Origin of the sequence: Myxococcus sp. CA040A (assembly GCF_013336725.1) — a bacterium.
Taxonomy (GTDB): Bacteria; Myxococcota; Myxococcia; order Myxococcales; family Myxococcaceae; genus Myxococcus; species Myxococcus llanfairpwllgwyngyllgogerychwyrndrobwllllantysiliogogogochensis.
Genome location: NZ_JABUMR010000002.1, coordinates 424,884 through 450,889, shown reverse-complemented (window position 1 = coordinate 450,889; position 26,006 = coordinate 424,884). Strand labels below are relative to the sequence as shown.

The 26,006-nt window shown below is 68.4% G+C and carries 13 protein-coding genes; 8 read left to right on the top strand and 5 right to left on the bottom strand.

Annotated elements, in window-relative coordinates; genetic code table 11:
- The first annotated feature begins 5 nt into the window (after positions 1-5).
- Genes HUA75_RS08765 through HUA75_RS08745 form a run of 5 tightly spaced genes read left to right on the top strand, consistent with a single transcriptional unit; the run spans position 6 to position 7,225 of the window.
- The gene (locus tag HUA75_RS08765) at positions 6-1,145 is read left to right on the top strand and encodes an acyl-CoA dehydrogenase family protein (protein WP_174455652.1); all 1,140 of its coding nucleotides are present in this window, start codon (positions 6-8) and stop codon (positions 1,143-1,145) included.
- A 29-nt stretch (positions 1,146-1,174) separates the two neighbouring features.
- Positions 1,175-2,323 (top strand): acyl-CoA dehydrogenase family protein, encoded by a 1,149-nt coding sequence (locus tag HUA75_RS08760; protein WP_174455653.1) that lies wholly within the window; start codon positions 1,175-1,177, stop codon positions 2,321-2,323.
- 34 nt (positions 2,324-2,357) lie between these two features.
- On the top strand, positions 2,358-3,569 hold the full coding sequence (locus tag HUA75_RS08755; RefSeq protein ID WP_141644963.1) for an acetyl-CoA C-acetyltransferase: 1,212 nt from the start codon (positions 2,358-2,360) through the stop codon (positions 3,567-3,569).
- Between the two features lie 41 nt (positions 3,570-3,610).
- Positions 3,611-5,788, top strand: a complete 2,178-nt coding sequence (locus HUA75_RS08750) for a 3-hydroxyacyl-CoA dehydrogenase NAD-binding domain-containing protein (RefSeq protein ID WP_141644962.1) — start codon at positions 3,611-3,613, stop codon at positions 5,786-5,788.
- A 30-nt stretch (positions 5,789-5,818) separates the two neighbouring features.
- The gene (locus HUA75_RS08745; protein WP_174486105.1) at positions 5,819-7,225 is read left to right on the top strand and encodes an aldehyde dehydrogenase family protein; all 1,407 of its coding nucleotides are present in this window, start codon (positions 5,819-5,821) and stop codon (positions 7,223-7,225) included.
- 92 nt (positions 7,226-7,317) lie between these two features.
- On the opposite strand, the gene HUA75_RS08740 is transcribed toward HUA75_RS08745, so the two are convergent.
- Positions 7,318-9,339 carry a hypothetical protein gene (locus HUA75_RS08740; RefSeq protein WP_141644960.1) on the bottom strand — a complete coding sequence of 674 codons (2,022 nt, stop codon included), beginning with the start codon at positions 9,337-9,339 and terminating at the stop codon, positions 7,318-7,320.
- A gap of 260 nt (positions 9,340-9,599) precedes the next feature.
- Between HUA75_RS08740 and HUA75_RS08735 the strand changes: the two genes are divergently transcribed.
- Together HUA75_RS08735 and HUA75_RS08730 are read left to right on the top strand one after the other, a co-directional pair.
- A complete protein-coding gene (locus tag HUA75_RS08735; protein ID WP_371746081.1) occupies positions 9,600-10,724 on the top strand; it encodes a hypothetical protein in 1,125 nt (374 codons plus the stop codon).
- A 135-nt stretch (positions 10,725-10,859) separates the two neighbouring features.
- The gene (locus HUA75_RS08730; protein ID WP_141644959.1) at positions 10,860-11,828 is read left to right on the top strand and encodes a cyclopropane-fatty-acyl-phospholipid synthase family protein; all 969 of its coding nucleotides are present in this window, start codon (positions 10,860-10,862) and stop codon (positions 11,826-11,828) included.
- A gap of 75 nt (positions 11,829-11,903) precedes the next feature.
- On the opposite strand, the gene HUA75_RS08725 is transcribed toward HUA75_RS08730, so the two are convergent.
- Entirely contained in the window at positions 11,904-12,767 is an 864-nt protein-coding gene (locus HUA75_RS08725; RefSeq protein ID WP_141644958.1) for a family 3 encapsulin nanocompartment shell protein, read from the bottom strand.
- A 13-nt stretch (positions 12,768-12,780) separates the two neighbouring features.
- Positions 12,781-12,978, bottom strand: coding sequence for a lysine biosynthesis protein LysW (gene lysW / locus HUA75_RS08720; protein ID WP_141644957.1), 198 nt, complete (start codon positions 12,976-12,978; stop codon positions 12,781-12,783).
- Positions 12,979-13,190: 212 nt separating this feature from the next.
- Between lysW and HUA75_RS08715 the strand changes: the two genes are divergently transcribed.
- Positions 13,191-14,447, top strand: coding sequence for an MFS transporter (locus HUA75_RS08715; RefSeq protein WP_174486104.1), 1,257 nt, complete (start codon positions 13,191-13,193; stop codon positions 14,445-14,447).
- A gap of 7 nt (positions 14,448-14,454) precedes the next feature.
- Here the strand turns inward: HUA75_RS08715 and HUA75_RS08710 are convergent, their stop codons facing one another.
- A complete protein-coding gene (locus tag HUA75_RS08710) occupies positions 14,455-24,801 on the bottom strand; it encodes a non-ribosomal peptide synthetase (RefSeq protein ID WP_174486103.1) in 10,347 nt (3,448 codons plus the stop codon).
- 98 nt (positions 24,802-24,899) lie between these two features.
- Positions 24,900-26,000 carry an ornithine cyclodeaminase family protein gene (locus tag HUA75_RS08705; protein WP_371746080.1) on the bottom strand — a complete coding sequence of 367 codons (1,101 nt, stop codon included), beginning with the start codon at positions 25,998-26,000 and terminating at the stop codon, positions 24,900-24,902.
- Positions 26,001-26,006: the final 6 nt, after the last annotated feature.

Sequence of the window (26,006 nt, the reverse complement as noted above, 5' to 3'; positions counted from 1 at the left end):
TCCCCATGCATGCGAGAACTCCGGAGCAAGCGTCCTTCGCTGCTTCCATCGACGCGTTTTGTCGCGCCAGGACGGGCACCCGCGCGCAGCGCGACGCGCTGACCCAGCACGGCGTCGAGGCTCACAATCCCCGGCTGTATGCCGAGATGGCCGAACTGGGCTGGCTCGGCGTGGGCATCTCCCCGAAGTACGGCGGCTCCGACGGCGGCATGGCCGAGATGTGCCTGTTCGCCGAGCGCACCTCGTACGGACTCGCCCCCGTCGGCGGCTACATCACCACGGCCGTCGCCGCGAGCCCCTACGCGAAGTTCGGCAGCGAGGCGCAGAAGGAGAAGGTGCTCACCGGCATCACCCGGGGCCGCGTGGAGGCCATCTCAATCTCCGAGCCCGACGCGGGCTCGGACGCCGCCGCCATCACCTGCCGCGCGACGCGCACGAGCGGAGGCTTCCTCATCAACGGGCAGAAGACGTGGTGCTCCAACGCGCACTTCGCCGACCACCTGCTGCTCGTCGCGCGCACGCAGTCGTCGGGCTCGCGGCACGAGGGGCTCACCATGTTCTGCGTCCCCACGGGCACCCCGGGCGTGGAGATTCGCGGCATCCCCACGCTCAACGGCAAGGAGGTCAACGACGTCTTCTTCACCGACTGCTTCCTGCCGGAGGACTCCGTCGTGGGCAGGCTGGACCAGGCCTGGCCCCAGCTCATGTCGGGCCTCAACAGCGAGCGGCTCCTGCTCGCCGCGTCCATGCTGGGCCGGGGCCGGCGCGCGTTCGACGACGCCGTCACGTACGTCAAGGAGCGCAAGCAGTTCGGCAAGCCCATCGGCTCTTTTCAAGCGCTCAAGCACCGCATCGCCGACCTGGCCACGGAGCTGGAGTGCTGCGAGCTGCTCATCTACCGCGTGGCGCAGATGGCGGACGAAGCGCCCGACCGGATGCTTCCCCGCGAGGCGTCCATGGCCAAGCTGAAGACGACGGAGACGGCCAAGCGCGTGGCCATCGAGGGTGTTCAGATGATGGGCGGCTACGGCTACGCGACCGAGTACGACATGGAGTCGCACCTGCGCGCCACGGTCATCTCCACCGTCTTCGGCGGCACCAGCGAAATCCAGCGCGACATCATCGGCAAGACGTTCGGACTGTAAGAGCGACTCACGACGGAGCGAGACAGACAATGACGGCACGTCCTCGATGGAGCTCTGACGAGCTCGAGCAGGTGCGTGGCCTGGCGGCCACCTATTTCACCAAGGAAGTCCTCCCCAACGTCCCCAAGCACGTGGCCCAGGGCCACCCGGACAAGGCGCTCTACCGCCGGGCGGGCGAGCTGGGCCTCTTGTGCATGTCCATCCCCGAGGCGTACGGCGGCGGTGGTGGCACGTTCGCCCACGAGGCGGTGCTCACCGAGGAGCAGGTGCGCGCCGGAGACCCGACCATGGGCTTCGCCGTGCACTGCTCCATCGTCGCGCACTACGTGCTCGCCTACGCGTCCGAAGCCCAGAAGCAGAAGTGGCTGCCCAGGCTCGCCAGCGGCGAGTGGGTGGGCGCCATCGCGATGACGGAGCCCGGCGCCGGCTCCGACTTGCAGGCCATCTCCACCCGCGCCGTGCGTGAGGGAGACTTCTACCGCGTGAGCGGCTCCAAGACGTTCATCTCCAACGGCCGCGTGTGTGACTTCCTCATCATCGCGGTGCGCACCAGCGACGTGAAGGGCCATGCGGGCATCTCCCTGGTGTGCGCCGAGGTCTCCGACACCACGCCCGGCTTCGGGCGGGGCCGCATCCTCGAGAAGCTCGGCGGCCATGGCCAGGACACCACGGAGCTGTTCTTCGACGACCTGCGCGTACCCGCCGTCAACCTGCTCGGAGACGAGGAGGGCAAGGGCTTCGCGCAGCTCATGTCGCAGCTTCCCCAGGAGCGGCTGAGCACCGCCATCCTCGCGCAGGCGAGCATCGACCGGGCCGTGGACCTCACCGTCGAGTACACCAAGCAGCGCCAGGTGTTCGGTAAGCCGCTTTTCGCTCTGCAGAACACGCGCTTCGAACTGGCGGAATGCGCGACGTTGCGGAGGGTTGGCCGGGCATTCCTCGACGAGTGCATCGAGCGGCACCTGGCGGGCGAACTGGACGTGGCGTCCGCGGCCATGGCCAAGTACTGGCTCACGGACCAGGCGTGTATCGTCGCTGACCGTTGCCTTCAGCTTTTCGGAGGGTATGGGTACATGAAGGAATACCCCATCGCCCACCTGTTCGCGGATACTCGCGTCATGCGCATCTTCGCCGGCGCCAACGAGGTCATGAAAGAGCTCGTCGCCCGTTCGCTGTAGCCCACTCCCACACCAAATCCCAAGGAGGCTCCCGGTGAGCCAGGAAGCATTCATCTTCGACGCGGTCCGTACTCCTCGCGGCAAGGGCAAGAAAGGCGCGCTGCACGGCACCAAGCCGCTGTCGCTGCTCGTCGGGCTGGTGGACGCGCTCAAGAAGCGCCACCCGAACCTGGACCCCAAGCGCATCGACGACGTGGTGCTCGGCATCGTCTCGCCCGTGGGAGACCAGGGCGCGGACATCGCCCGCACGCTGGTGCTCGCGGCGGGCCTGCCGGAGACAGTGGGCGGCGTGCAGCTCAACCGCTTCTGTGCCTCCGGCCTGACGGCGGTGAACATGGCCGCGCAGCAGGTGCGCTCGGGCTGGGAGCAGCTCGTCATCGCCGGCGGCGTGGAGAGCATGTCGCGCGTGCCCATGGGCTCCGACGGCGGCGCCTGGGCCATGGACCCCGCCACCAACTACGACACGTACTTCGTGCCGCAGGGCATCTCCGCGGACCTCATCGCGACGATTGAAGGCTTCACCCGCGAGGACGTGGACCGCTACGCCGCGCAGTCGCAGGAGCGCGCCGCCAAGGCCTGGGCCGGCGGCTACTTCAAGAACTCCGTCATCCCCGTCACGGACCAGAACGGCCTCACCATCCTGGACCGCGACGAGCACATGCGGCCGGAGTCCACGGTGGCCTCGCTCGGCCAGCTCAACGCGTCCTTCGTCGGCATCGGTGAGATGGGCGGCTTCGACGCGGTGGCGCTGCAGAAGTACCACGAGGTGGAGCGCATCGAGCACGTGCACACCCCGGGCAACTCCTCCGGAATCGTCGACGGCGCGGCCCTGGTGCTCATCGGCTCGGAGAAGGTGGGCAAGGAGCTGGGCCTGACGCCGCGCGCGCGCATCGCCTCCGTGGCGACGTCCGGCGCGGACCCGACCATCATGCTCACCGGCCCCCTGCCGGCCACGCGCAAGCTGCTCGACCTGGCGGGCCTGTCCGTGAAGGACATCGACCTGTTCGAGCTCAACGAGGCGTTCGCCTCCGTCGTGCTCAAGTACCAGAAGGATTTGGGCATCCCGAGCGACAAGCTCAACGTCAACGGTGGCTCCATCGCCATGGGCCACCCGCTGGGCGCCACGGGCGCGATGATCCTCGGCACCATGGTGGACGAGCTGGAGCGCCGCAAGGCGCGCCGCGCGGTCATCACCCTGTGCGTCGGCGGTGGCATGGGCGTGGCCACCCTCATCGAGCGCGTCTGAACCCCTTTGACTCACCTTTCGACAAGATTCGAGCGAACCCCATGAGCGAGCAGAACACCATCCGCTGGGACAAGGATGCCGACGGCATCGTCATCTTGACGCTGGATGACCCCAACCAGTCCGCCAACACCATGAACGCCGCGTACATGAAGTCCATGCGCGCGACGGTGGACCGGCTGGCCAGGGAGAAGGCCGACATCACCGGCGTCATCCTCACCTCCGCCAAGAAGACCTTCTTCGCCGGCGGCGACCTGAACGACCTGCAGCGCATCCGCAAGGAGGACGCGAAGCAGGCGTTCGAGTTCGGCCAGGAAATCAAGGCGCACCTGCGCACGCTGGAGACCCTGGGCAAGCCCGTGGTCGCCGCCATCAACGGCGCGGCGCTGGGCGGAGGGCTGGAGATTGCCCTGGCCTGTCACCGCCGCATCGTCGCGGACGTGAAGGGCGCGCAGGTGGGCCTGCCGGAAGTCACGCTGGGCCTGTTGCCCGGTGGCGGCGGCGTGGTGCGCACGGTGCGCATGCTGGGCATCGTGGACGCGCTGATGAAGGTGCTGCTCCAGGGCCAGCGCTACCGCCCGCAGGAGGCCAAGGAGGTGGGCCTGGTGCACGAGGTGGTGGACTCCGTGGAGGCGCTCCTGCCCGCGGCCAAGGCGTGGATCAAGGCGAACCCGACGGCGCAGCAGCCGTGGGACGCGAAGGGCTACAAGATTCCGGGCGGCACGCCGTCCAACCCCGGCCTCGCGGCGAACCTGCCCGCCTTCCCCGCCAACCTGCGCAAGCAGATCAAGGGCGCGAACATGCCCGCGCCGCGCGCCATCATGGCCGTGGCCGTCGAAGGCACGCAGGTGGACATCGACACCGCGTTCACCATCGAGTCGCGCTACTTCACCGAGCTGGCCACCGGCCAGGTCGCGAAGAACATGATTCAGGCGTTCTTCTTCGACATGCAGCACATCAACTCCGGTGGCGGCCGGCCCAAGGGCTACCCGCAGCACACGGCGAAGAAGGTCGGCATCCTGGGCGCCGGGATGATGGGCGCGGGCATCGCCTACGTCTGCGCCAAGGCGGGCATCGACGTGGTGCTCAAGGACGTGAGCCAGGAGTCCGCGGAGAAGGGCAAGCAGTACTCCGTGAAGCTCGTGGAGAAGGCCGTCCAGAAGGGCAAGTCCACGAAGGAGAAAGGCGACGCGCTCCTGGCGCGAATCACCCCGACGGCGGACCCCGCCGCGCTCAAGGGCTGCGACCTGGTCATCGAGGCCGTGTTCGAGGGCGTGGAGTTGAAGCACAAGGTGTTCCAGGAGGTGCAGGACGTCGTCGCTCCGGACGCGGTGCTGGCGTCCAACACGTCCACGCTCCCCATCACCCTGCTGGCGGAGGGCGTGAAGCGCACGGAGGACTTCGTGGGCATGCACTTCTTCTCCCCCGTGGACAAGATGCCGCTGTTGGAGCTCATCGCGGGCAAGAAGACGAGCGACGCGACGCTGGCGAAGGCCATCGACATCGCGGTGCAGATTGGCAAGACGCCCATCGTCGTCAACGACAGCCGGGGCTTCTTCACCAGCCGCGTCATCGGCACGTTCCTCAACGAGGCCATCGCCATGGTGGGCGAGGGCATCTCCCCGGCGTCGATTGAACAGGCGGGCCTGCAGGCGGGCTACCCCGCGGCGCCCCTGGCGCTGATGGACGAGCTCACGCTGACCCTGCCGCGCAAGATCCGCCTGGAGACGAAGGCGGCCGCGGAGGCCGCGGGCCAGACGTGGGTGGAGCACGGCAGCTACGCCGTGGTGGACGCGCTCATCGACAAGCACGGGCGCAAGGGCCGCTCCACCGGGTCGGGCTTCTACGACTACGTGGACGGCAAGCGCGCGAACCTGTGGCCGGGGCTCGCCCAGCACTACACGAAGGCGGGCCACACCATCCCCTTCGAGGACATGAAGGAGCGCATGCTGTTCGCGGAGGCCATCGACACGGTGCGCTGCTTCGATGAAGGCGTGCTGCGCTCGGCGGCGGACGCCAACATCGGCTCCATCCTGGGCATCGGCTTCCCGGCCTGGACGGGCGGCGTGGCCCAGTTCATCAACGGCTACGAGGGCCCCGCTGGCACGGGTCCGCGTGGCTTCGTCACCCGCGCTCGCGAGCTCGCGCAGCGCTACGGGAAGCACTTCCTGCCGCCCGCGTCGCTCGTCGAAAAGGCCGAGCGGGGCGAGTTCCTGAAGTAGCCGCGCGAATCTCACGCAAGGAGAAGTCCCATGGCCCAGGGTTCCACCCGCCTCGCCGCTGTCCCGTCTTCGTTCGATGCGAAGGCGCTCGTCGAAAAGCAGCGTGCCTACTTTGAATCCCGCGTCACGCTCCCGCTCGCGTGGCGGCGGGCGCAGTTGGAGACCCTGGGCCAGACGGTGCGCAAGTACGAGGCGGAGATTCTCTCCGCCCTCAAGTCGGACCTGAACAAGAGCGCGGAGGAGGCGTATCTCACCGAGGTCGGCAGCATCTACGGGGAGATCAAGAGCGCGCTCAAGCACGTGAAGTCGTGGATGAAGCCCCGCCGGGGCTCGGCACCCATCGTCATCCAGCCGGCGCGGGCCTATCAGTACTCGGACCCGCTCGGCGTGACGCTGGTCATCGCGCCCTGGAACTACCCCTATCAGCTGTCGATAGCGCCGCTCATCGGGGCGCTCGCCGCGGGCTGCACCGCCGTGCTCAAGCCCAGCGAGCTGGCCCCTGCCACGTCGAGCGTGCTCTCCCGGCTGCTGTCGGAGGCGTTTCCGGAAGAAGTCGTCGCCGTCGTGGAGGGGGACGCGGAGATCAGCCGCGCCCTGCTCGCGGAGCGGTGGGACCTCATCTTCTTCACCGGCGGCACCCAGGTGGGCCGCGTGGTGGCCGAAGCCGCGGCCAAACACCTGACGCCCACCGTGCTGGAGCTGGGCGGCAAGAGCCCCTGCATCGTGGACCGGAGCGCGGACCTGGAGGTCACCGCGCGCCGCATCGCCTGGGGCAAGTACCTCAACGCGGGCCAGACGTGCATCGCTCCGGACTACGTGCTCATCCCGCCCGAGCTCAAGGAGCGCTTCACCGCGCTGGTCCAGAAGGCCGTCACCGGCTTCTACGGCGCCGACGCGCGCACCAGCAATGACTACGGCCGCATCATCAACCCCCGGCACTTCGAGCGGGTCTCCGCGCTCGCGGGGCACGGGAAGGTGGTCTTCGGCGGCGAGCGCGAGGCGTCCTCCCGCTTCTTCGCGCCCACCGTCATCACCGACGTCCCCCTGTCCAGTCCGCTGATGCAGGACGAGATTTTTGGTCCCCTCCTCCCGCTGGTGGACTGCCCGAGCATCGACGAGGCCATCCGCTTCGTGCGCTCGCGACCCAAGCCGCTCGCCCTCTACAGCTTCGCCAAGGACTCGGCCGTCAACGAGCGGGTCCTCACGGAGACGTCGAGCGGCGGCGCCGTGGTCAACGACGTCTGCGTCCACTTCGCGGCGGAGGGCCTGCCCTTCGGCGGCGTGGGAGAGTCCGGCGTGGGCGGCTACCACGGCCAGTCGAGCTTCGATGCCTTCAGCCACAAGAAGAGCGTCGTGAAGCGGCCCTTCCTGCTGGACCTGGCCATGCGCTACCCGCCGTACGTGGGCAAGCTCGGCCTCTTCAAGCGCCTGATGTAGCCACGGCCCCCCGGGGGTGTCCTCCCGGAGGGCCGCCGTGCTTCACCGCCCACCCGTGACAGGCTGAAAGGCCCGTCACGGGTGAGTCGTTTTCAGAGCGTCTTCATGTACTCGATGAGGGCCCAGCGCTCGCTGTCGGTGAGCGACTGGGTGAAGTCGTGGCCCTCGTTGCCGAGCCCGTACAGGTGCGAGTTGAAGATCATCCGGGAGCGAATCTGCTTCTGGGTGATGGGCGGCGGCGACTGGTACGCCAGCGAGTTGTAGTTGGCGACGACGTTCGCGATGTTGGCGAACAGCACGTCCAGCGTGGCCATCTCATGGCTGCACGGGATGAAGGGGTCATTGGCCGGGCGATCTCCACAGGCCAGCGCCGTCACCTTCCAGCCGAGCTTGTTGAAGTCGTAGGAGGCGTGGCTCGGGTCGAAGCCCGCGTTGGTGCCCAGGTTGTTGGTGGAGGTCTGCTGGCGCTTCCACACCTTGGGACGGTCCGACGGCTTCAGCACGTCCCAGAGCGTGGGCACGCTGGAGTTGTGGAAGTACGGGGCGGAGGCCCACGCGCCGTAGAGCGGCGTGGCCACGTAGCCGAACGGCTTGATCCACGCGTTGGGCCCCTCGGGCGAGTACACGGGCCCCATGCCGTTGTCATACGCGGCGCGCGGCACCCGGCGCAGGGCGCTGCTGATGGGGTCGTCGTAGAACGGGCCGTGGTTGGGGTGCTCGTCGTTGTAGGCGAGGAAGGACGTGTTCCACGCCTTGCGCTTGCGCTCGTCCGCCATCAAATCCTTGCGGGCCGGGTCCGTGCGGATGGTTTCAATGGGGGTGATGACGCCGGAGATGCCCTTGAGGCGCGGGTCGGGCAGGTACGCGGGGTTGACCGCGTAGCGCGGCGAGTAGACGCCGTGGCAGCTCGCACAGGAGCCGTTGCCCGGAGTCTTTGGAATGGTGGCGTTGGCGCCATTGGCCCACAAGTCACGCTCGTGGAAGAGGACCGCGCCCTGCTCGGCCAGCGCGGTGTTGATGGCCTTCGGGTAGGCGGGGGGCGACATCGAGACGAAGAAGTTGTCGTTGTCCTCGAACTCGGCGGTCAGCGCGCGGCGCTCGGCCGCGTTGCGCCCCAGGTTGGCGACGGCGAACGCCATCTCCGAGCGGACGTTGTCGGACGTCAGCGCGCCATCCCAGAACTGGCGCGTCTTGAACGCGCGGTACCACCAGTTGGGAGCGCGGGACATGCCACCGGCATGGGTGGGGAAGTACTCGAGCAGGCTGGGCACCATCGCCAGCGAGTCCATGTCGAAGAGCGCGGGCAGCAGGTCGACGATGCCAATGGCGTCGCTCATGCCTCGGCCCACGCTCCAGGGCACGGGGGCAATCTGGAAGATGTTGCCCACCACGGTGGAGCGGAACATGTCGGACTGGATGAGGCCCGCGTCCAGGGCGTCGTTGGAGCGGCCCCACACGAAGCCGGCTTCCGACTCGGTGCCCAGCCGCGAGTCATGGCAGCCCGAGCAGGTGGAGGCGATGGCGCCCGTCCAGCGGCCGTTGGAGTCGCGCTCCTGCACCAGGCCGAGCGGGAGCTGACCGCTGCCGCCGTTGGTGAGGTTGGGGTTCTCCCAGGGCATCGGATAGGGATTGCGGAACGGGGCCTTCGACATCCCGTAGCGCTTGATGACCTGCTCGTCGAAGTCCGAGGGGCGGAACAGATATCCCCACAGCGTGTACATGCCGTAGTACGCGGTCGCCGTCGAGAAGGGCTGGAAGTACGCCCGCGTCTCGATGTTCTTCTTTCCGCGGGCGACGCTCGCGCGGAACTCTCCACAGTTCGTCGGGTTTGGCGCCAGCGTCGTCACGAACGGCGGCGGCGGGTTGTGCAGGTCCACCCAGTACGCGTTGAACTGCACCGCGGCCCCCGGCTTGTTGATGCCCGGGACAACGAGGGTTCGGGGGTCCACCGGCAACGGCGTGGAATCCGGCTGACCCTGGCACGCCGACCCGAACGGAGAGCGGTTGGCCGTCACATCCAACAACGGCGGGTCCGCGGCCTCCGCCCGGGTGACGACCAGGGCCAGGAGCAAGGAACTCGAAAAAGCCCACTGACGACTTCGGTGCAGTCGCATGCGCGCAGCCCTCCACTACTTATTGGCACTCTGACAACAGCGCGATACTTAGGCCCCGGAGTGAAGGCGCACAATACGCAGCGCGTCAGCGAATCCGGGATTGGGGGGTTTTTGACGACCTGTCGCCTCAAGGCAGGGCCGCCCCACTTCAGCCTCAATCACAAACTCATCATCCGCCAGTGAGATATTCTGTGTTGCGGAATATCCGAAGTCCGTCGTATCAAGGAGGTCACACCGCCCCCTCACCGGGGAAGACCTCCGTGCACCTCGACGCTCGCTCCTCGCCCCCTGTCCTCCCCTCGCTGGAAACCGGGTCCTCCCGGAGCGCCGACGCCGCGAGGCCTCCTTCCACCGGGAGCATCCCGTCGTGGCGGCGCTGGGTCTGGCTGCTCATCCTGCTGGGCCTGACGCCGGGAGCGGAGGCGAGCTCACGCTTCGAACTGGACGCGCCGTTCAACGTCGGGCTGGACCGCTCCTACGTCTTCTTCTCGCCCAATCGGATTCGCCGGGTGGGAGACCCGGAGCCCTCGCACCTGGTGTTCGAGGCCCAGGTCGCACCCAATCTCTTCCTGCCTCAGCTCCACATCGGCCACGCCACCCCCACGCTGGGTGAGTACATCCTGAGCGCGGTGGTGACGCCGAACATCCGGCTGCGCATGCTGGCGCAGGAGTCCAGCCCCGTCATTCCGCCGTCCTTCATGCCCAAGCTGACGCTCCAGGCGGCGCACTTGTGGAAGCCCTGGCTGGATGACCAGGGCAAACCCAGGCGAATGGCCTTGTCGTTCATCAACGTCTCGGTGGGGCATTACTCCAATGGCCAGGCGGGGTGCTTCTACGCCAACCAGAGCGAGGCCGAGGGAGGCTGCGCGTCCGTCGAGGGCGAGCTGCCACTCAATGAGACCAGCGGCGACTTCTCCACCAACCTCATCCGGCTGGAAGCCCAGTTCCGGCTCATCGAGAACATCGACCTGGCCCGTCGCTCCGCCTGGAGCTTCGGCGTGGGGGCCTTCATCGAACGCAATTCCTCACTCGCCTTCGGCGGCATCACCCCGGAGATGCGCGAAGTGTATGGCGATGGCCATGTCGGCTTTGGCCTCCTGGTGGAGCGGCTGTGGTTCGAGCACCGCTTCCGCGTGGAGGGCAACGTCAACGGCCCCTTTGGAGAGACACCTGGCCAGCGGTGGACCTTCAACGTGGAAGCCGCCGCCCTCCCCCGCTGGGGCGCGGGCTTCGGCGCGTTCGTCCGGTACGTGCACGGACAGGACTACCTCAACATCCTCTTCCTGGAGCCGGTGAGCCTGGTCCAGTTCGGCCTCATCTTCGAGCTGGGCCCTGGCCTGCGCGCCAGGAGCGGCCCGTCCGGAGACCCGCTGGGTCCGACATGAGCACGCGGGGCGTCAATTCCTCCCACCTTGCCAGACCTACCCCCACGCTTGCCTTTGGCATTTATGTGTCCTGACAGCTCCTCAATCCCTGCATTCCGCGCCATGATGCCAACATCGCTGTCGGGGAGGCTCGCGATGTTCAACGTCATGCAGGTCGCAAGGCAACTCAAGAGCGCGGTGCTGGCGGACCCTGAGCGCTTCTATACGAACGAGACGGGCGCCTGGGTGACGGGGCTTCCAACGCCACAAGAGATTCGCGTCAGCACCGGACGGGAGCCGTTTTGGATCAACCTGGGCTACTGGCGTGACGTGGAGCGGGTGGACGAGACGAACTGCGAGCGCGTGGGAGAGCTGTTCATGGCGGCCCAGGCGCAGATGGCGCACCTGCTCGCCCGCACGGCGCGGCTGGGCGAGCGCGACTCGGTGCTGGACTGCGGCTTCGGCTATGCGGACCAGGACATCCTCTGGGCGGAGACGTATCGCCCCGCGCGCATCGTCGGCGTCAACGTCACGCCCAAGCAGGTCGACATCGGCCGGGAGCGCCTCAGGCTCACGGGGCTGGACGGCGTCGTGAAGCTGGAATTGGGCTCGGCGACGCAGCTGCCCTTCGGCGCGGGCGAGTTCGACGTCGTCTTCGCCCTGGAGTCCGCGATGCACTTCCGGACGCGCGGCGACTTCCTGCGCGAGGCATTCCGGGTGCTGCGCCCGGGAGGCCGGTTGGTCATGGCGGACATGTGTCAGAAGACGGACCGCGAGTCGGGCGCGGGGCTGCGTCGCCGCCTGCGTCACCGCTACTGGCGGGGCCGGATTGCCTTTCCCGAGGCCAACGTCTGGACGACGCAGCGCTATGTCTCCGAGCTGCGACACGCGGGCTTCCAGCTGGCCCGGTTGGACTCCATCGCGTCGGATGTCTACCCGGCGGTCAACACCGCGCTGGCCGCGCTGCGAGGGATGACGGCAGCCGAGCGACAGCCCGGCAGTGTCACCGTCGCCAAGGTCCGCGAGGACGTGCGACGCGCGCGGCAGATGGAGTTCGAGCAACTCCAATGGCTCACGCTGTTCAACTGCGACGAGTACGCGGTGGTCTACGCGGAGAAGCCCTGAGCCGAGCGCGTCGGCCGCCGCCGTCCGGAATCGAGTGACTCCGGACGGTGTGGCCGCGCTCCCGCCCGACGTCCGTCAGACGAACGAGGCGACGTAGAAGTGCGTCGGCAGGTGGACGACGAGCGCGGTGTGAATCTCGCCGCAAACCGCCAGGCCCTCTCGCGGGAAGATTCCCGGGGGCGCCTCCGCGAAGCGGATGGAGGAGCGACCGCTGTCGAAGATGGTGGCCGCCGCGGTGAAGTCCCCGACGATGACCTGCCCAGGGTCCACCATGCGTGCCCGAGCGATGCGCACGCCCATGCTCGTCAGGTCCGCCAGCAGTCCGCCGCGTCCCACGAAGTACCGGTAGTAGTCCGCGGGGTTGACGAGGATGCCGTCGGCGCTGCCACCCATCTGCTCCACCCTGTCACACGCGGCCAGCAGTGAGGAGACAGGGTCCGAGCGTGCGGGGAGGCGGGCAATCCCCGGCGTCTCCAGGAGTCCGCGCACGCGGTCTCCTCCGCGTCCGCGAGCGAGGGCCTGGTTCTCCGCCGTGCACAGCCGCACCAGCAGCCGGAAGTCGATGAAGGTCGCCAGCGTCTCCGGGTCGTCGAGCAGCGCCGGGGGCACTTGAATCCAGGCCGTCGTCGGCTTGAGCGTCGCCAGGTCCGTGTGGAACTCGAAGGCGGCCTCGGGGCGCAGGCCCACGTCCTCCACCGCGACCGTCGGCGCCGTCTGGGGAGGCGTCTCGTGCCAGTATTTCACCTTGGCGCCGTCCGCCTTCGCGACCTTGAACAGGGCACGCACCGCGATGCGCGGCCGTCGCTTGAAGCCCGGGAAGGCCTCGGTGATGGTGTGAGAGAAATCCACCGAGGCCTTCGCACCCTGCGTGGCGACCGCCTGGGCGAAGAGCTTTCCGGGGGAGAGAACGGGCTGCTCCACTGTCTCGTTCGCGCTCATGTCGACCTCGGGCCTACTCGCCCCAGTCCTCCTCTACCTCGGGTGCCTCTTCGAGCCGCAGTGGGTTGAGGCCCACCACCTCCAGCTCGCCGTCACACCCCGAGCACGTGAGGACTTCGCCCTGCACACGGCCCTCACCATCGATGGGCTGAGAACACGTGGGACACAGAGCCTGCCCGGTCGCTTCCGACTGCTTCGTCAGTGCATGCATGCCCTTGCTCCTTCTTCAACCGCCGTCACTGACGGCAACGGGTTCATGGGGCGCGATGTTTCACACCCTCCCTGAGTCCCAGGCGCGTGCAGTCTGGGAGCCTTCTCCGCCCTCGTCAAGACAAGCCAGGAATGGGGCGCGCGTGCAGCAAGGCGGCATTTCTCAGCTGTCTCGGCACGAAGGATTTCTGTGCTCCACTGTCGCCACGTCCCATGTCCATTCGGCGACTTTCGAGTCATCCGTCGTTTCGAGCCTTCAGCCACCCGGCCTACGTGAAGGTCTGGTGGGGTGGGCTCATCTCCACGTTGGGGACGTGGATGGAGCTGGTCGCGCTGGGCATCTACGTGACGGAGACGACGGGGCGCGCGGAGTGGATGGGCCGCATCACCGCGCTGGCGTTCCTGCCGTCCATCGTCCTCGTCCCGCTCGCGGGAACGCTGGCGGACCGGTTTGACCGGCGCGCGTATCTGGCGGTGTGCACGCTGGGTCAGGCGCTGATAGCCGGGGCGCTCGCGGCGCTGGCCGCCATGGGGCAGCTCACGCTCACGCCCCTGGCCATCCTCTGCGTCCTGCACGGCTGCATGAGCGCGCTGACCCTCCCGGTCTTCTCGGCGATGACGGCCGTGATTCTCCCGCCCGAGCAGCTTCACAGCGGCCTCAGTCTGGACCTGGCGCAGGCCAACCTGGGGCGCATCTTCGGCCCGGCGCTCGCGGCCATCGTCCTCACCCGAGGCGGCGTGGCGTGGGCATTTCTCATCAACACGATTTCCTTTCTGGCCGTGCTGGTGGCGCTGGCGTGGATGGGGCCGGTGAGTCGAGGGAGAGCGAGGCCCGGAGAGGGCCTGTGGAGTGGCGTGAAGCGCGGGCTGCTCGCTGCGCGTGAGGACGTGGGCATCGCCGCGGCGCTGGGTGGAACGCTGGGGGTGGCCGCACTCATCTCTCCCTTCATCGCGCTGGTGCCGGTGCTCGCGCTGCGGGTGCTCCATGGAAACGCGGCCACGGCGTCGCTGCTCACCACCGTGCAGGGCGTGGGAGCGGTCACCGCCGCCGTACTCGCGGGGACACTGGCCGAGCGTTGGGGACGCGGTCCTCTGCTGGAAAGGGCGCTGCTCCTGCTGGGGCCCGTGGCCGCCGCGTACTGGCTGTCGCCGACCGTGGCCTTCGCCGGTGTCTCGCTCTTCATCCTTGGCGCGTTGTATCTGCTCGCCGTGGGGGGATTGAGGACGTTGTGCCAGGGGCGCGCCAGCGCGGAGCTCCAGGTGCGCGTGAGCGGCCTGTTCAATCTGGTCCTGAACCTCGGGTACTCGGGCGGGGTGTGGTTGCAGGGAGCGCTGGGAGACCGACTGGGACTGCGCGCCGTCACCGCATGCGCGGCGCTGCTCTTCTTCGCGCTGGCCCTGGGCGTTCGCGTGCTGCTGCCGGGCCGGCTCGCGGCACTGGAGCCGCGATTGCCTCCTCCTTCTGCCTGAGCGTGGATCATGCGGACACGCTCCGAGGCTGGGTCTTCGCTTGGGCTCGCGCGAGCGCGTCGCCCAGAATCGCGGCGAGCTGCTGCACTCCCGGAAGCCGCAGCAGCGCGTAGTGGTCTCCGGGCAACGTGTGGACCTCCACGCCGCCCCTCGCCAGCAGTTCCCATTCGTGAGCACGGGGCGACTCGCCCGACTCGATGGAGAGCAACGTGCCGGTGTACGGCCGGGGCACATACCGCCAGGCAGCCCGGAGATTCGACTCGAACACCTCGCGCAGCGCACTGAGGCCCGACTCGGGCAGGGCCGCCGCCTTGCGACCGGCCTCTTCCAGGAGACGCAGCGCGTCCTCCGGAGCGAGCTGAGAGAGCGCGTCCTCTGAGCACGGAAGGTCCGCGCCCGCCGCGCGCAGCAGGTCCCTGAAGAAGAGCGCGCCCAACCTCGTGGGCTCCAGCCACTCCCGGTCCACCGCACCTCCGGGATGGGCTCGCGCATAGGTGTCGATGAGCACCAGCAGGTCCACCTGTTCGCCCTGCTCCTGAAGTTGCTGCGCCAGTTCGAACGCGAGCGTGCCGCCCAAGGACCATCCACCGAGCAGGTAGGGCCCACGAGGCTGGACAGTGCGAACGGCGCGCAGGTAGTGGGCCGCCAGGGACTCCACGCTGTCGAGGGTCGGCGCCTCTCCGTCAAGCCCCGGTGCCTGCAAGCCGTAGAAGGGCTGGTCGGGCCCCAACAGGTGCGCGAGCTCCGCGTACGCGAGGACCGTTCCGCCCACGGGGTGGATGCAGAAGAAGGGCCGCTTCGTCCTTCCGCTCCGCAGCTCCACCAGCGACGACGTCGGCCCCTGGTCCTGGTGCAACAGGCCCGCGATACGCTCCACCGTCGCGCCCTGGAACAAGGTCGCCACCGGAAGCGACCGCCCCGTCAGCCCGCGAATCCGCCCGAGCAGCCGCACGGCCAACAACGAGTGCCCACCCAGCTCGAAGAAGTCCTCGCGGATGCCCACGGGATGCAAGCCCAGCGTTTCCTCCCATGCACGGACAAGCTGAAGCTCCAGCGACGTTCGCGGCGGGACTCGCTCCACCAAGCGGGCAGCCATCTCTCCCTCCGGAGCAGGCAGCGCACGGCGGTTCACCTTGCCGCTGGGCGTGAGCGGCAGCGAGTCCAACGGCACGAAGTGGCCGGGCACCATGTACTCGGGCAGTTTTTGCTTGAGGAAGCTCCGCAGCTCAGGGGCCGCTGGCGGACCGCCCTCCCCGCCGACGACATAGGCCACCAGTCGCGTGAGGCCCGAGCCATCCGCGCGAGCCTCCACCACGCAGTCCTTCAGCGCCGGGTGGCGCGCGAGCACGGCTTCGATTTCGGCCAGTTCGATGCGGTAGCCACGCACCTTCACCTGCGCGTCGCGTCGACCGAGGAACTCGAGCGTCCCGTCCTGCCGATACCGCGCGAAGTCACCCGTGCGGTACAGCCACGCACCGGGAGAGAGGTCGAGCGGGTCCGGAACGAAGCGCTCCAGCGTCAGGTCCGGCCGGTGGAGATAGCCACGCGCCAGCGCGTCACCTCCGAGGTACATCTCCCCGGGAACACCGAGGGGAACAGGTGCCTGTCGCGCGTCCAGCAGATGGACCCGGGCGTTCGCGATGGGGCGTCCGATGGAGGGCAGGTCGGGCCATGACTCGGGGTCGCCGGCCAGCGTGTGCGCCGTCACCACGTGCGACTCCGTGGGCCCGTAGTGATTGTGCAGGACACACCCGGGCAATCTCCGCGCGAAGCGACGCAGGGCCGGTGTCACCCGAAGCTGTTCTCCCGCCGTCACGATTTCGCCGAGCCGTCGCGGCGCGAAGTCTTCGCGGTCCGCCACCTCCGCCAGGTTCTGGAGCGCGACGAAGGGCAGGAAGAGGCGCTCGACTTCACACCGGTCCATCAGCTCCAGCAGGGCATGCGCATCCAGGCGCAGGTCCTCGGTGATGAGCACCAGCTCCCCTCCCGCGGCCCAGGTGGAGAACAGCTCCTGGAAGCTCACGTCGAAGCTCAGCGGGGAGAACTGGAGCGTCCTCCCCCTGGGAAGCGTGGACGCGCCGAGCTGCCACTGCACGAGATTGAGCAGAGGCCCGTGAGGCATGGCCACACCCTTGGGCGTACCGGTGGAGCCCGAGGTGTAGATGACGTAGGCGAGCGACTCCGGGCCCGCCAGCGGCTCCAGGTCCGCCGAGCGCTCCTCCGCGAAGCGCGCCGCCTCCGTGTCAAGGTCGAGCCTGCGCGCCACGCCGTCCGGCAACACGTCGGAGAGCGTGGACTGCGTGAGCAACCATGTGGCACCCGAGGAGCGGAGCATCCACTCCAGGCGCTCCCGTGGATAGGAGGGGTCCAGCGGGACATACGCGCCGCCCGCCTTGAGGACTCCGAGCACTCCCACAGCCAGGTCGAGCGAACGTCGGACACACAGGGCCACCGGAACGTCAGCGCCCACACCACCCCGGCGGAGGAGTCGCGCGAGTCGGTTCGCCTGCCGGTTCAGCTCGCCATAGGTGAGCGAGTGTTCGCCAAAGCGGACAGCGACCGCATCGGGCGTGCGCGCGGCGTGCGCCTCGAAGAGCGCATTCACACAGGACGCCGAGGACCGAGGCGCCTCGGTGGCGTTCCACTCGACGAGCAAGCGGCGTCGCTCGGCCTCCCCCAGCAACGGCAGCGCCTCCACGTCCTGTCCAGGCTGGGAGAGCGCGGCCTGGAGCAGTCGCGTGTAGTGGCCAGCCATGCGCGACACCGTCTCCTCGTCGAAGAGGTCCGTGTTGTATTCCCAGTACGTCACGAGCGACTGAGGGAGCTCGCGCACGAAGAGCGTGAGGTCGAACTTCGCCATGCCCGGCTCGAAGCTCAGCTCCTCCACGGCGAGGCCGGACAGGGCCAGCGGAGCCGTGGGCCCAGGCATGACGAACATGACCTGGAAGAGTGGCGAGCGACTCAAGTCCCGACTCGGCTGGAGCGCGTCCACCAACTGCTCGAACGGAAGGTCCTGATGCGCGAACGCTCCCAGACATGCGCGCCTCACCCTCCTCAACAGCTCCCGGAAGCCCGCCCCTTGCGTCTGCGTCCTCAGCACCAGCGTGTTCACGAAGAACCCCACCAGCGCCTCCACCTGCCTCCAGTTCCTCCCGGAGATGGGCGTCCCCACCACCACGTCCGTCTGTCCGCTGTAGCGCGAGAGCAACGCCTGGAATCCCGCCAGCAGCGTCATGTACAGCGTCACCCCTTCCTTCCGGCTCAGCTCGCGCAGCGCCCCCGCCAGCTCCGGGGGCAGTCGCACCGCGAGATGGCCCCCGTTGAATGACTGCATGGCGGGCCGTGGCCTGTCGGTGGGCAGCTCCAACACGGGCGGCGCGCCGGCGAGCTGCTGCTTCCACCACGTCAACTGCTTCTCCAGCACCTCCCCCTTCAGCCACTCTCGCTGCCACCTCGCGTAGTCCGCGTACCGCACCTCCGGACGCCGTTCGTCGACGGCCGTCCCTCTCATCTTGGCCTCGTACGCTTCGCTCAGCTCCCGCTCCAGCACTCCCACCGACCACCCGTCGAACACGATGTGATGCACCACCCACACCAACACGTGCTCCGCCTCCCCCACCTTCAGCACCTTCGCCCTCAGCAACGGCCCTCGCTCCAGGTCGAACGGCCCGCGCGCCTCCTCCTCCACTCGCGCCAGCACGTCCCCTTCCTCCACCTCCTCCACGCGCAGCTCCAGTTCCGCCGCCTCCTGGATTCGCTGCACCGGCCGGCCGTCCACTTCGCCGAATGTCGTCCGCAGTGACTCGTGCCGCCTCGCCACTTCGTGGAACGCTTCTTCCAGCGCCTTCACGTGCAGAGGCCCCGTCAGCCTCGCCGCGAAAGGCATGTTGTAGGAGAACCCCTCGGCATCGAGCTGGGAGAGGAACCACAACCGCTGCTGCGCGAAGGACTGCTCCGCCACGGCACTCGGAGGCCCTCGCACCAATGGCGGCGGTGCCGCGCCCCTCGCATCCTCCAGCACGTCTTCCAGATACTCCGCGAGCTGGGCCACCGTGGGGGACTCGAACAGCACCCGGACAGGGAGTTCGCGACCGATGACTTCCTTCAGGCGTGACACCGCCTGCGTCGCGAGCAGCGAGTGTCCTCCCAGCTCGAAGAAGTGGGCCTCGACGCCCACACGCTCCAGTCCGAGCAACGGGCCGAAGACCTCCGCGACCACACGCTCCATCGCGGTGCGCGGCGCCATGTAGCCACCCCGAGCCTCCTCCGCACGCGTCACGGGCAGGGCCTTGCGGTCCACCTTTCCCGTCGGCGCCAGCGGAAGCGTGGGCAGCGACACGAAGGCCGACGGCACCATGTACTCGGGCAGCTTCGCCTGCAGGTGCGTGCGCAGCTCGGAGGGCTCGAGCCGCTGGCCTTCCTGGAAGACGATGTAGCCCACGAGGCGGCGATCTCCCGGCACGTCCTCGCGGACGACAGCCACCGCGTCTCGCACACCGGGGAGGGCTCGCAACACCACCTCCACTTCGCCCAGCTCGATGCGGAACCCGCGCAGCTTCACCTGGCCGTCCAGGCGGCCGAGGAACTCCAGGTTCCCATCCGCGAGCCAGCGGGCCCTGTCCCCCGTACGGTAATAGCGCTCGCCCGATGCGGCGCCGAGCGTGTCCGGAAGGAAGCGGTCCGCGGTCAGGTCCGGACGGCCGTGGTAGCCATGCGCGAGGCTGGCACCGGCGACGCCCACTTCCCCGGGGACACCGAGGGGACAGGGCTCGCCCTTCGCGTCCAGCACATAGAGCCGCACGTTGGTGATGGGCTCCCCCACGGGAGGCAGCGCGGGCCACGACGACGGTGGGCCCGATGCCCTCCAGGCCGTCACGACGTGCGCCTCGGAGGGCCCGTACTGATTCTCCAGCACGCAGCCAGGGAGCCGCTCGAAGAAGGCCACCAGCGCGGGCGTCACCTGGAGCTGCTCGCCCGCCGTCACCACCTCCGTCAGCGGCGGCAACACATCCTCCGCACCGGCCGCGTCACACACAGCCTGGAGCGCGACGAAGGGCAGGAACAGTCGCTCCACCCGGTGACGCACCATGTACCGCAGCATCGCGCTGGGGTCCCGGCGCAACTCGGGGGTGATGAGCAGGACGCGCCCGCCCAAGCACCAGGTGCCGAACAACTCCTGGAAGGAGACATCGAAGTTGAGCGAAGCGAACTGGAGCGTGGTGGCGTCCGGCTTCACCGTGCGCCGCAGCAACCACCAGAGCATGTTGCCCACCGCGCGGTGGGACATGACGATGCCTTTCGGTCGCCCCGTGCTGCCCGAGGTGTAGACGAAGTAGCAGTGTGTCTCCGGCGAGACGTCGACACGCGGAGCCATCGTGGGACGACGGGCGATGGCGGGGCCTTCGTCTTCCAGGCAGACAATGCGAGCGCCGGTGTTCGGCGGCAGCGCGGCGACAAGGTGCGACTGTGCCAGCACCACGGGCGCACGCGTATCCTCCAGCATGAGCGCCAGTCGCTCGACGGGCCAGGTCGGGTCCAATGGAAGGAACGCCGCGCCCGCCTTCAAGGTGGCGAGCACCGCCACCGGCATCTCCAGTCCACTCCGGTCCAGACACAAACCCACCGAGCCATTGGGAGGAACCCCGAGCGCCACCAGGTGGTGCGCGAGCTGGTTCGCGCGCGCGTCCAGCTCCGCATAGGTCAGCGAGCGTGTGCCGTCCGTGACGGCCTCCGCATCAGGCGTTCGCGAGACCTGGGCCTCCACCCATTGGTGCATCAGCCCCGGCACATAGGTGGAGTCCTGGCGCGAGCCCCAGTCGACCAGCAAGCGCTGTCGCTCGGAGTCTCCGAGCAGCGGGAGCTCCGAGGCCTGTCGTTCCGAGGTCTCCACCGCCGCGCTCAGCAGCCGGCCGTAGTGGCCCGCCATGCGCGACACCGTCTCAGCGTCGAAGAGGTCCGTGTTGTATTCCCAGTACGTCACCAACCCGCGAGGCGTCTCCCACGCGAACAACGTCAGGTCGAACTTCGACACGCCGGGCTCGAAGTCGAGGTCCTCCACCTGAACGCCGTCCAGGTCGAGTGGCGACAAGGTGCCAGGCATGACGAACATGACCTGGAAGAGTGGCGAGCGACTCAAGTCCCGGCTCGGCTGGAGCGCGTCCACCAGCTGCTCGAACGGAAGGTCCTGGTGCGCGAACGCTCCCAGGCATGCGCGCCTCACCCTCCTCAACAGCTCCCGGAAGCTCGCCCCTTGCGTCTGCGTCCTCACCACCAGCGTGTTCACGAAGAACCCCACCAGCGCCTCCACCTGCCTCCAGTTCCTCCCGGAGATCGGCGTCCCCACCACCACATCCGTCTGTCCGCTGTAGCGCGAGAGCAACGCCTGGAACCCCGCCAGCAACGTCATGTACAGCGTCACCCCCTCCTTCCGGCTCAGCTCGCGCAGCGCCCCTTCCAGCCCCGCTGGCAGCGCGACCCGCTTCAGTGCGCCTTGGTAGGTCCGCACCGCGGGCCTCGGGCGGTCCGTCGGCAGCTCCAGCACCAGCGGCGCTCCCGCGAGCTCCTCCTTCCACCACGCCAACTGCTTTTCCAGTACCTCCCCCTTCAGCCACTCCCGCTGCCACCTCGCGTAGTCCGCGTACTGCACCTCCAAGCCTCGCTCCGCCCCCGTCTCCCCTCTCACCCTCGCCCCGTACGCTTCGCTCAACTCCCGCTCCAGCACTCCCACCGACCATCCGTCGAACACGATGTGATGCACCACCCACACCAACACGTGCTCCGCCTCCCCCACCCTCAGCACCTTCGCCCTCAGCAGCGGCCCCCGCTCCAGGTCGAACAGATGGCGCGCCTCCTCCTCCACTCGCGCCAGCACGCCCCCTTCCTCCACCTCCTCCACTCGCAGGCTGAACTCCACCGCCTCGTGGATTCGCTGCACCGGCCGGCCGTCCACTTCTCCGAACGTCGTCCGCAGTGACTCGTGTCGCCTCACCACCTCGCGGAACGCGTCCTCCAGTGCCTGCACATCCAGCCGGCCGCTCAGCCGTCGCGCGAAGGGGACGTTGTAGGAAATCCCTCCCGCGTCGAGCTGCGAGGTGAGCCAGAGCCGCTGCTGCGCGAAGGACTGCTCCACCACGCCACCATGCGGCTGGTGCGTCAGGGGTGGCGGCTGCGCGCCATGGTTTTCCTCCAGTCGCTCCGCGAGCCGCGTCACGGAGGGAGACTCGAACAGGACTCGCACGGGCAGCTCGCGGCCAAGCACCTCGCGCAACCGCGACACAGCCCGTGTCGCCAGCAGGGAGTGTCCCCCCAGTTCGAAGAAGTGGTCCTCCACGCCCATCCGAGAGAGGCCCAACAACGGCGCCAGCACATCGGCCACCACCTGCTCCATCGCCGTGCGCGGTGCCACGTACTCACCTCGCGCGTCCTCCGCTCGCGGTGATGGCAGCGCCGTCCTGTCCAGCTTCCCGTTCACTGTCAGGGGGAAGGCCGGCAGCGGGACGAAAGCCGAGGGCACCATGTACTCGGGCAGCCGTGCCTGCGCGTGCGTGCGCATCGCCTGGGGCGTCAGCGCCACTCCCACGGAGGGCACGAAGTACGCGACGAGCCACCGACCTCCGGGCCCATCGTCCCGGGCCAGCACCGCCACCTCACGCACCTCGGGATGCGCGGCGAGCGCGGCCTCCACCTCGCTCAACTCGATGCGAAAGCCTCGGAGCTTCACCTGACCGTCCAGCCTGCTGGCGAACTCGAGCGTCCCGTCGCGCAGGAAGCGCACCCGATCTCCCGTGCGGTACAGCCGGGCTCCCGGCTCCGCGCTGAAGGGATGCGGCACGAAGCGCTCCGCGGTCAGCTCGGGCCGGCGGAGATAGCCCCACGCCAGTCCATCGCCCCCTGTGTACAGCTCGCCCCACACGCCCACCGGCACCAGCTCCAGGGCCGCGTCCAGCACGTAGACGCTCGTGTTGGAGATGGGCCGACCGATGGACACCGACGTGCCGACTCGCGCCGGGTCCGTGAGCCGATGGGTGGTGGTGAAGGTGGTGTTCTCCGTGGGGCCATAGCCGTTGACCACGCTTCCACCCCGCGCCAGCCGCGCGCGGACAGCGCCGGGAGACACCACGTCACCTCCCGTGAGGACCTGACGCACGCTCGCCAGGGACTCGGGCCGGGTGGCCATCACCTGCTCGAAGAACGCGGAGGTGAGCCACAGCGCGGTGACGCCATGGCGCGACAGCGCGCCCTCCAATTCCTCCATCGAAGGCGAGTGCTCGGAGAAGACGACCAGCCGTCCTCCGTTGAGCAACGGGCCCCACAGCTCCAGCGTGGCCGCATCGAACGAGATGGGCGCCAGTTGGAGGAAGACCTCCCCTGCTCCCAGCTCGGCGAAGTGAGAGCCCTTCACCAGTCGCACCACGGCCCGGTGTGGAATGCACACGCCCTTCGGCCTTCCCGTGGAGCCGGAGGTGTACATCACGTACGCCAGCGCCTCCGGTGGGACGGGCACGCCCGGCGCCTCGTCGTCCTCCGAGTCAGCTTTCTCCGATGAAAACTCCAGCGGCAGGATGTGCACGGCCATGGCGGGGAGCCGCGAACGCAACGAGGGCTGGACCAGCAGCACCTGGAGCCCCGCGTCCTCGCACATGAAGGCCAGCCGCTCGACGGGATACGACGGGTCCAGCGGCACATACGCCGCGCCGGCCTTGAGGATGCCGAGCGTCGCCACCACCATCTCCAGCGAGCGCCGCGTGAACAGCCCCACGCGACTTCCGGCCACCACACCCCGCTGCCGCAGCAGCCGCGCGAGCTGCCAGGCCCGCCGATTCAGCTCGGCATAGGTCAGGTGCGCGCCCTCGAACTCCACCGCGACGGCGTCGGGCGTGCGCGCCACCTGCGCCTCGAACACCTCGTGGATGCTCGCCTCGCGGGGATACTCCGTCCGCGTGTCATTCCACGCCACCAGGAGCTGCTCACGTTCGCTGGCGCTCAGCAGGGGCAGCTCCGAGACGCGCTGCTCGGGATGAGCCACCACCGACTCGAGCAACCGGACGTAGCGCTCCGCCAGTTCCGTCACCGTCTCTTCATCGAAGAGGTCCGTGTTGTATTCCCAGTACGTCACCAACCCTCGGGGCGTCTCCCGCGCGAATAGGGTGAGGTCGAACTTCGACACGCCCGGCTCCAGCGGAAGGTCCGAGACGTCCGCGCCTTCGAGCGCCAACGCCGAGGCCGGCTCGCCTTGGAGTACGAAGGCCACCTGGAAGAGGGGCGAGCGACTCAAGTCCCTCCCCGGCTGGAGCGCGTCCACCAGTTGTTCGAGCGGCAGCTCCTCGTGCGCGAACGCACCCAGGCACGTGCGCCGCACCCGCTTGAGCAACTCCTGGAACGACACATCCTCGACGCGTGCTCGCAGCGCCAGCATGTTCGCGAAGAAGCCGATCATCCCCTCCAGGTCCCTGGAGCCGCGTCCCGCGAAGGGCGAACCGACGACGATGTCCCGCTGCCCGCTGTAGCGCGACAGCAACGCCTGGAACCCCGCCAGCAGCGTCATGTACAGCGTCACCCCCTCCTTCCGGCTTAGCTCGCGCAGGGGGCCCTCCAACGCCTCGAGCGGAGCCATCCACTTCAAGGCTCCGGCGAACGTCTGCACCGCGGGCCTCGGGCGGTCCGTCGGCAGCTCCAGCACCAGCGGCGCTCCCGCCAACTCCTCCTTCCACCACGCCAACTGCTTCTCCAGCACCTCCCCCTTCAGCCACTCCCGCTGCCACCTCGCGTAGTCCGCGTACTGCACCTCCAAGCCCCGCTCCGCCCCCGTCTCCCCTCTCACCCTCGCCCCGTACGCTTCGCTCAGCTCCCGCTCCAGCACTCCCACCGACCACCCGTCGAACACGATGTGATGCACCACCCACACCAACACGTGCTCCGCCTCCCCCACCTTCAGCACCTTCGCCCTCAGCAGCGGCCCCCGCTCCAGGTCGAACGGCCCGCGCGCCTCCTCCTCCACTCGCGCCAGCACGCCCCCTTCCTCCACCTCCTCCACTCGCAGGCTGAACTCCACCGCCTCGTGGATTCGCTGCACCGGCCGCCCGTCCACTTCTCCGAACGTCGTCCGCAGTGACTCGTGCCGCCTCACCACCTCGCGGAACGCGTCCTCCAGCGCTCCAACATCCAGCCGCCCTTTCAGCCTCGCGGCGAAGGGAGCGTTGTAGGCGGACCCATCCGGGTCGAGCTGCGCGAGGAACCACAGTCGCTGCTGCGCGAAGGACTGCTCCACCACGCCACCGTGCGGCTGGTGCACCAACGGAGGCCGACGCCCCGCTCGCTCCACCTTCGTGCGGGTGGACTGCTCGCTCTGCGACATGGTGCTCCTCGGGTCCTCGTGAAGTCCCGTGACACCGGTGACCGGGCTGCGGGACTCCCGCGTAAGAGGCAATGAGAGGAAGAGACCGGATGCGTGCGTCAGGCCACGCGGAACTTGTGCCGGGAGTCACCCGGCTCACCCTGACCTGGCTCGACCCCGCGCTCCGGCAGGAGCAGGTCATACGGGTCCATCGCATCCCCCGCGAGGCACTCCAGCTCCACGTCCATGCCCAGCCCATATCGCCGGGCCAGCTCCGTGAGGACACGCGTCACCGCCTCGTCCTCCAGCGAGAAGCCCGTGGAGTCGAACACCGTGGACCGCTTGCGCCAGTCCTCGTAGCGCTCGGGATGCTGCACGACCTCGATGATGCCCGGCCCAATCTGCTCGGGCTGGAGCTGCTGGCACTCCCCTTCGACGAGCGCCTGGGGAAGGAAGTCCGGGCACACCAGGCTGCGCTCCAGCAGCGAGCGAGGCAGCTCCACCTTCCCCGGCAGGTCCGAGCCCACCGCGTTGACGTGCACCCACGGCCGCAATCGCCCGTCCTCCAGCACCGGCCCTTCACCCACGCCCACGGAGGTCACCGTGCACAGGATATCCGCCTCCGCCTCCACCGCCTCCCGTGGCGCCGCGCGAACATCCAACCCCAGGAACCCCACCCGCTTGGGAAAGGAGCGCTGCACCGCCGCGTCCACGTCAAAGGCAAGCACCCGCTCCACGGGCCACACGCGGGACAACGCGTGCAGCTGCGTGACGGCCTGCGCCCCGCACCCCACCAGCCCCACCACCCGACTCTCCGGATGCGCCAGGTGGCGGCTCGCGATGGCGGACGCCGCCCCCGTGCGCAACGCCGTCGCCAGCACCCCGTCCACCACCGCCCTCAAATGCCCCGTCTCACAGTCATAGACACTGTTGGTCGCGATGATGGTGGGAACCCCATAGCGTCTGGGATTCAACGGATTGTAGCCCACCACTTTGATTGTAATTGTTTCCCCCTGGCGCATCACTGGCATCCATTCCAGCACGCCTGTCCGAGCATTGCGCAGGGTGAAACCGTCGCGCTGCCGCAGCTCCGTCCGGGACGTGTCGAACGCGCGAAAGGCGCCTTCCACCGCCTCGATGACCTGGTCCATCAGGGCATCGATTCCAACCTCCTGCACGAGCCTGCGCAGGTCCGCCTGGGTGACGAGAAGTGTCTTCACGGGCGC

Bases quoted from the DNA above. Each gene is read 5' to 3' on its own strand.
- HUA75_RS08765 (WP_174455652.1), top strand. From the start codon at position 6: ATGCATGCGAGAACTCCGGAGCAAGCGTCCTTCGCTGCTTCCATCGAC.
- HUA75_RS08760 (WP_174455653.1), top strand. From the start codon at position 1,175: ATGACGGCACGTCCTCGATGGAGCTCTGACGAGCTCGAGCAGGTGCGT.
- HUA75_RS08750 (WP_141644962.1), top strand. From the start codon at position 3,611: ATGAGCGAGCAGAACACCATCCGCTGGGACAAGGATGCCGACGGCATC.
- HUA75_RS08745 (WP_174486105.1), top strand. From the start codon at position 5,819: ATGGCCCAGGGTTCCACCCGCCTCGCCGCTGTCCCGTCTTCGTTCGAT.
- HUA75_RS08740 (WP_141644960.1), bottom strand. From the start codon at position 9,339: ATGCGACTGCACCGAAGTCGTCAGTGGGCTTTTTCGAGTTCCTTGCTC.
- HUA75_RS08730 (WP_141644959.1), top strand. From the start codon at position 10,860: ATGTTCAACGTCATGCAGGTCGCAAGGCAACTCAAGAGCGCGGTGCTG.
- HUA75_RS08725 (WP_141644958.1), bottom strand. From the start codon at position 12,767: ATGAGCGCGAACGAGACAGTGGAGCAGCCCGTTCTCTCCCCCGGAAAG.
- lysW (WP_141644957.1), bottom strand. From the start codon at position 12,978: ATGCATGCACTGACGAAGCAGTCGGAAGCGACCGGGCAGGCTCTGTGT.
- HUA75_RS08715 (WP_174486104.1), top strand. From the start codon at position 13,191: ATGTCCATTCGGCGACTTTCGAGTCATCCGTCGTTTCGAGCCTTCAGC.
- HUA75_RS08710 (WP_174486103.1), bottom strand. From the start codon at position 24,801: ATGTCGCAGAGCGAGCAGTCCACCCGCACGAAGGTGGAGCGAGCGGGG.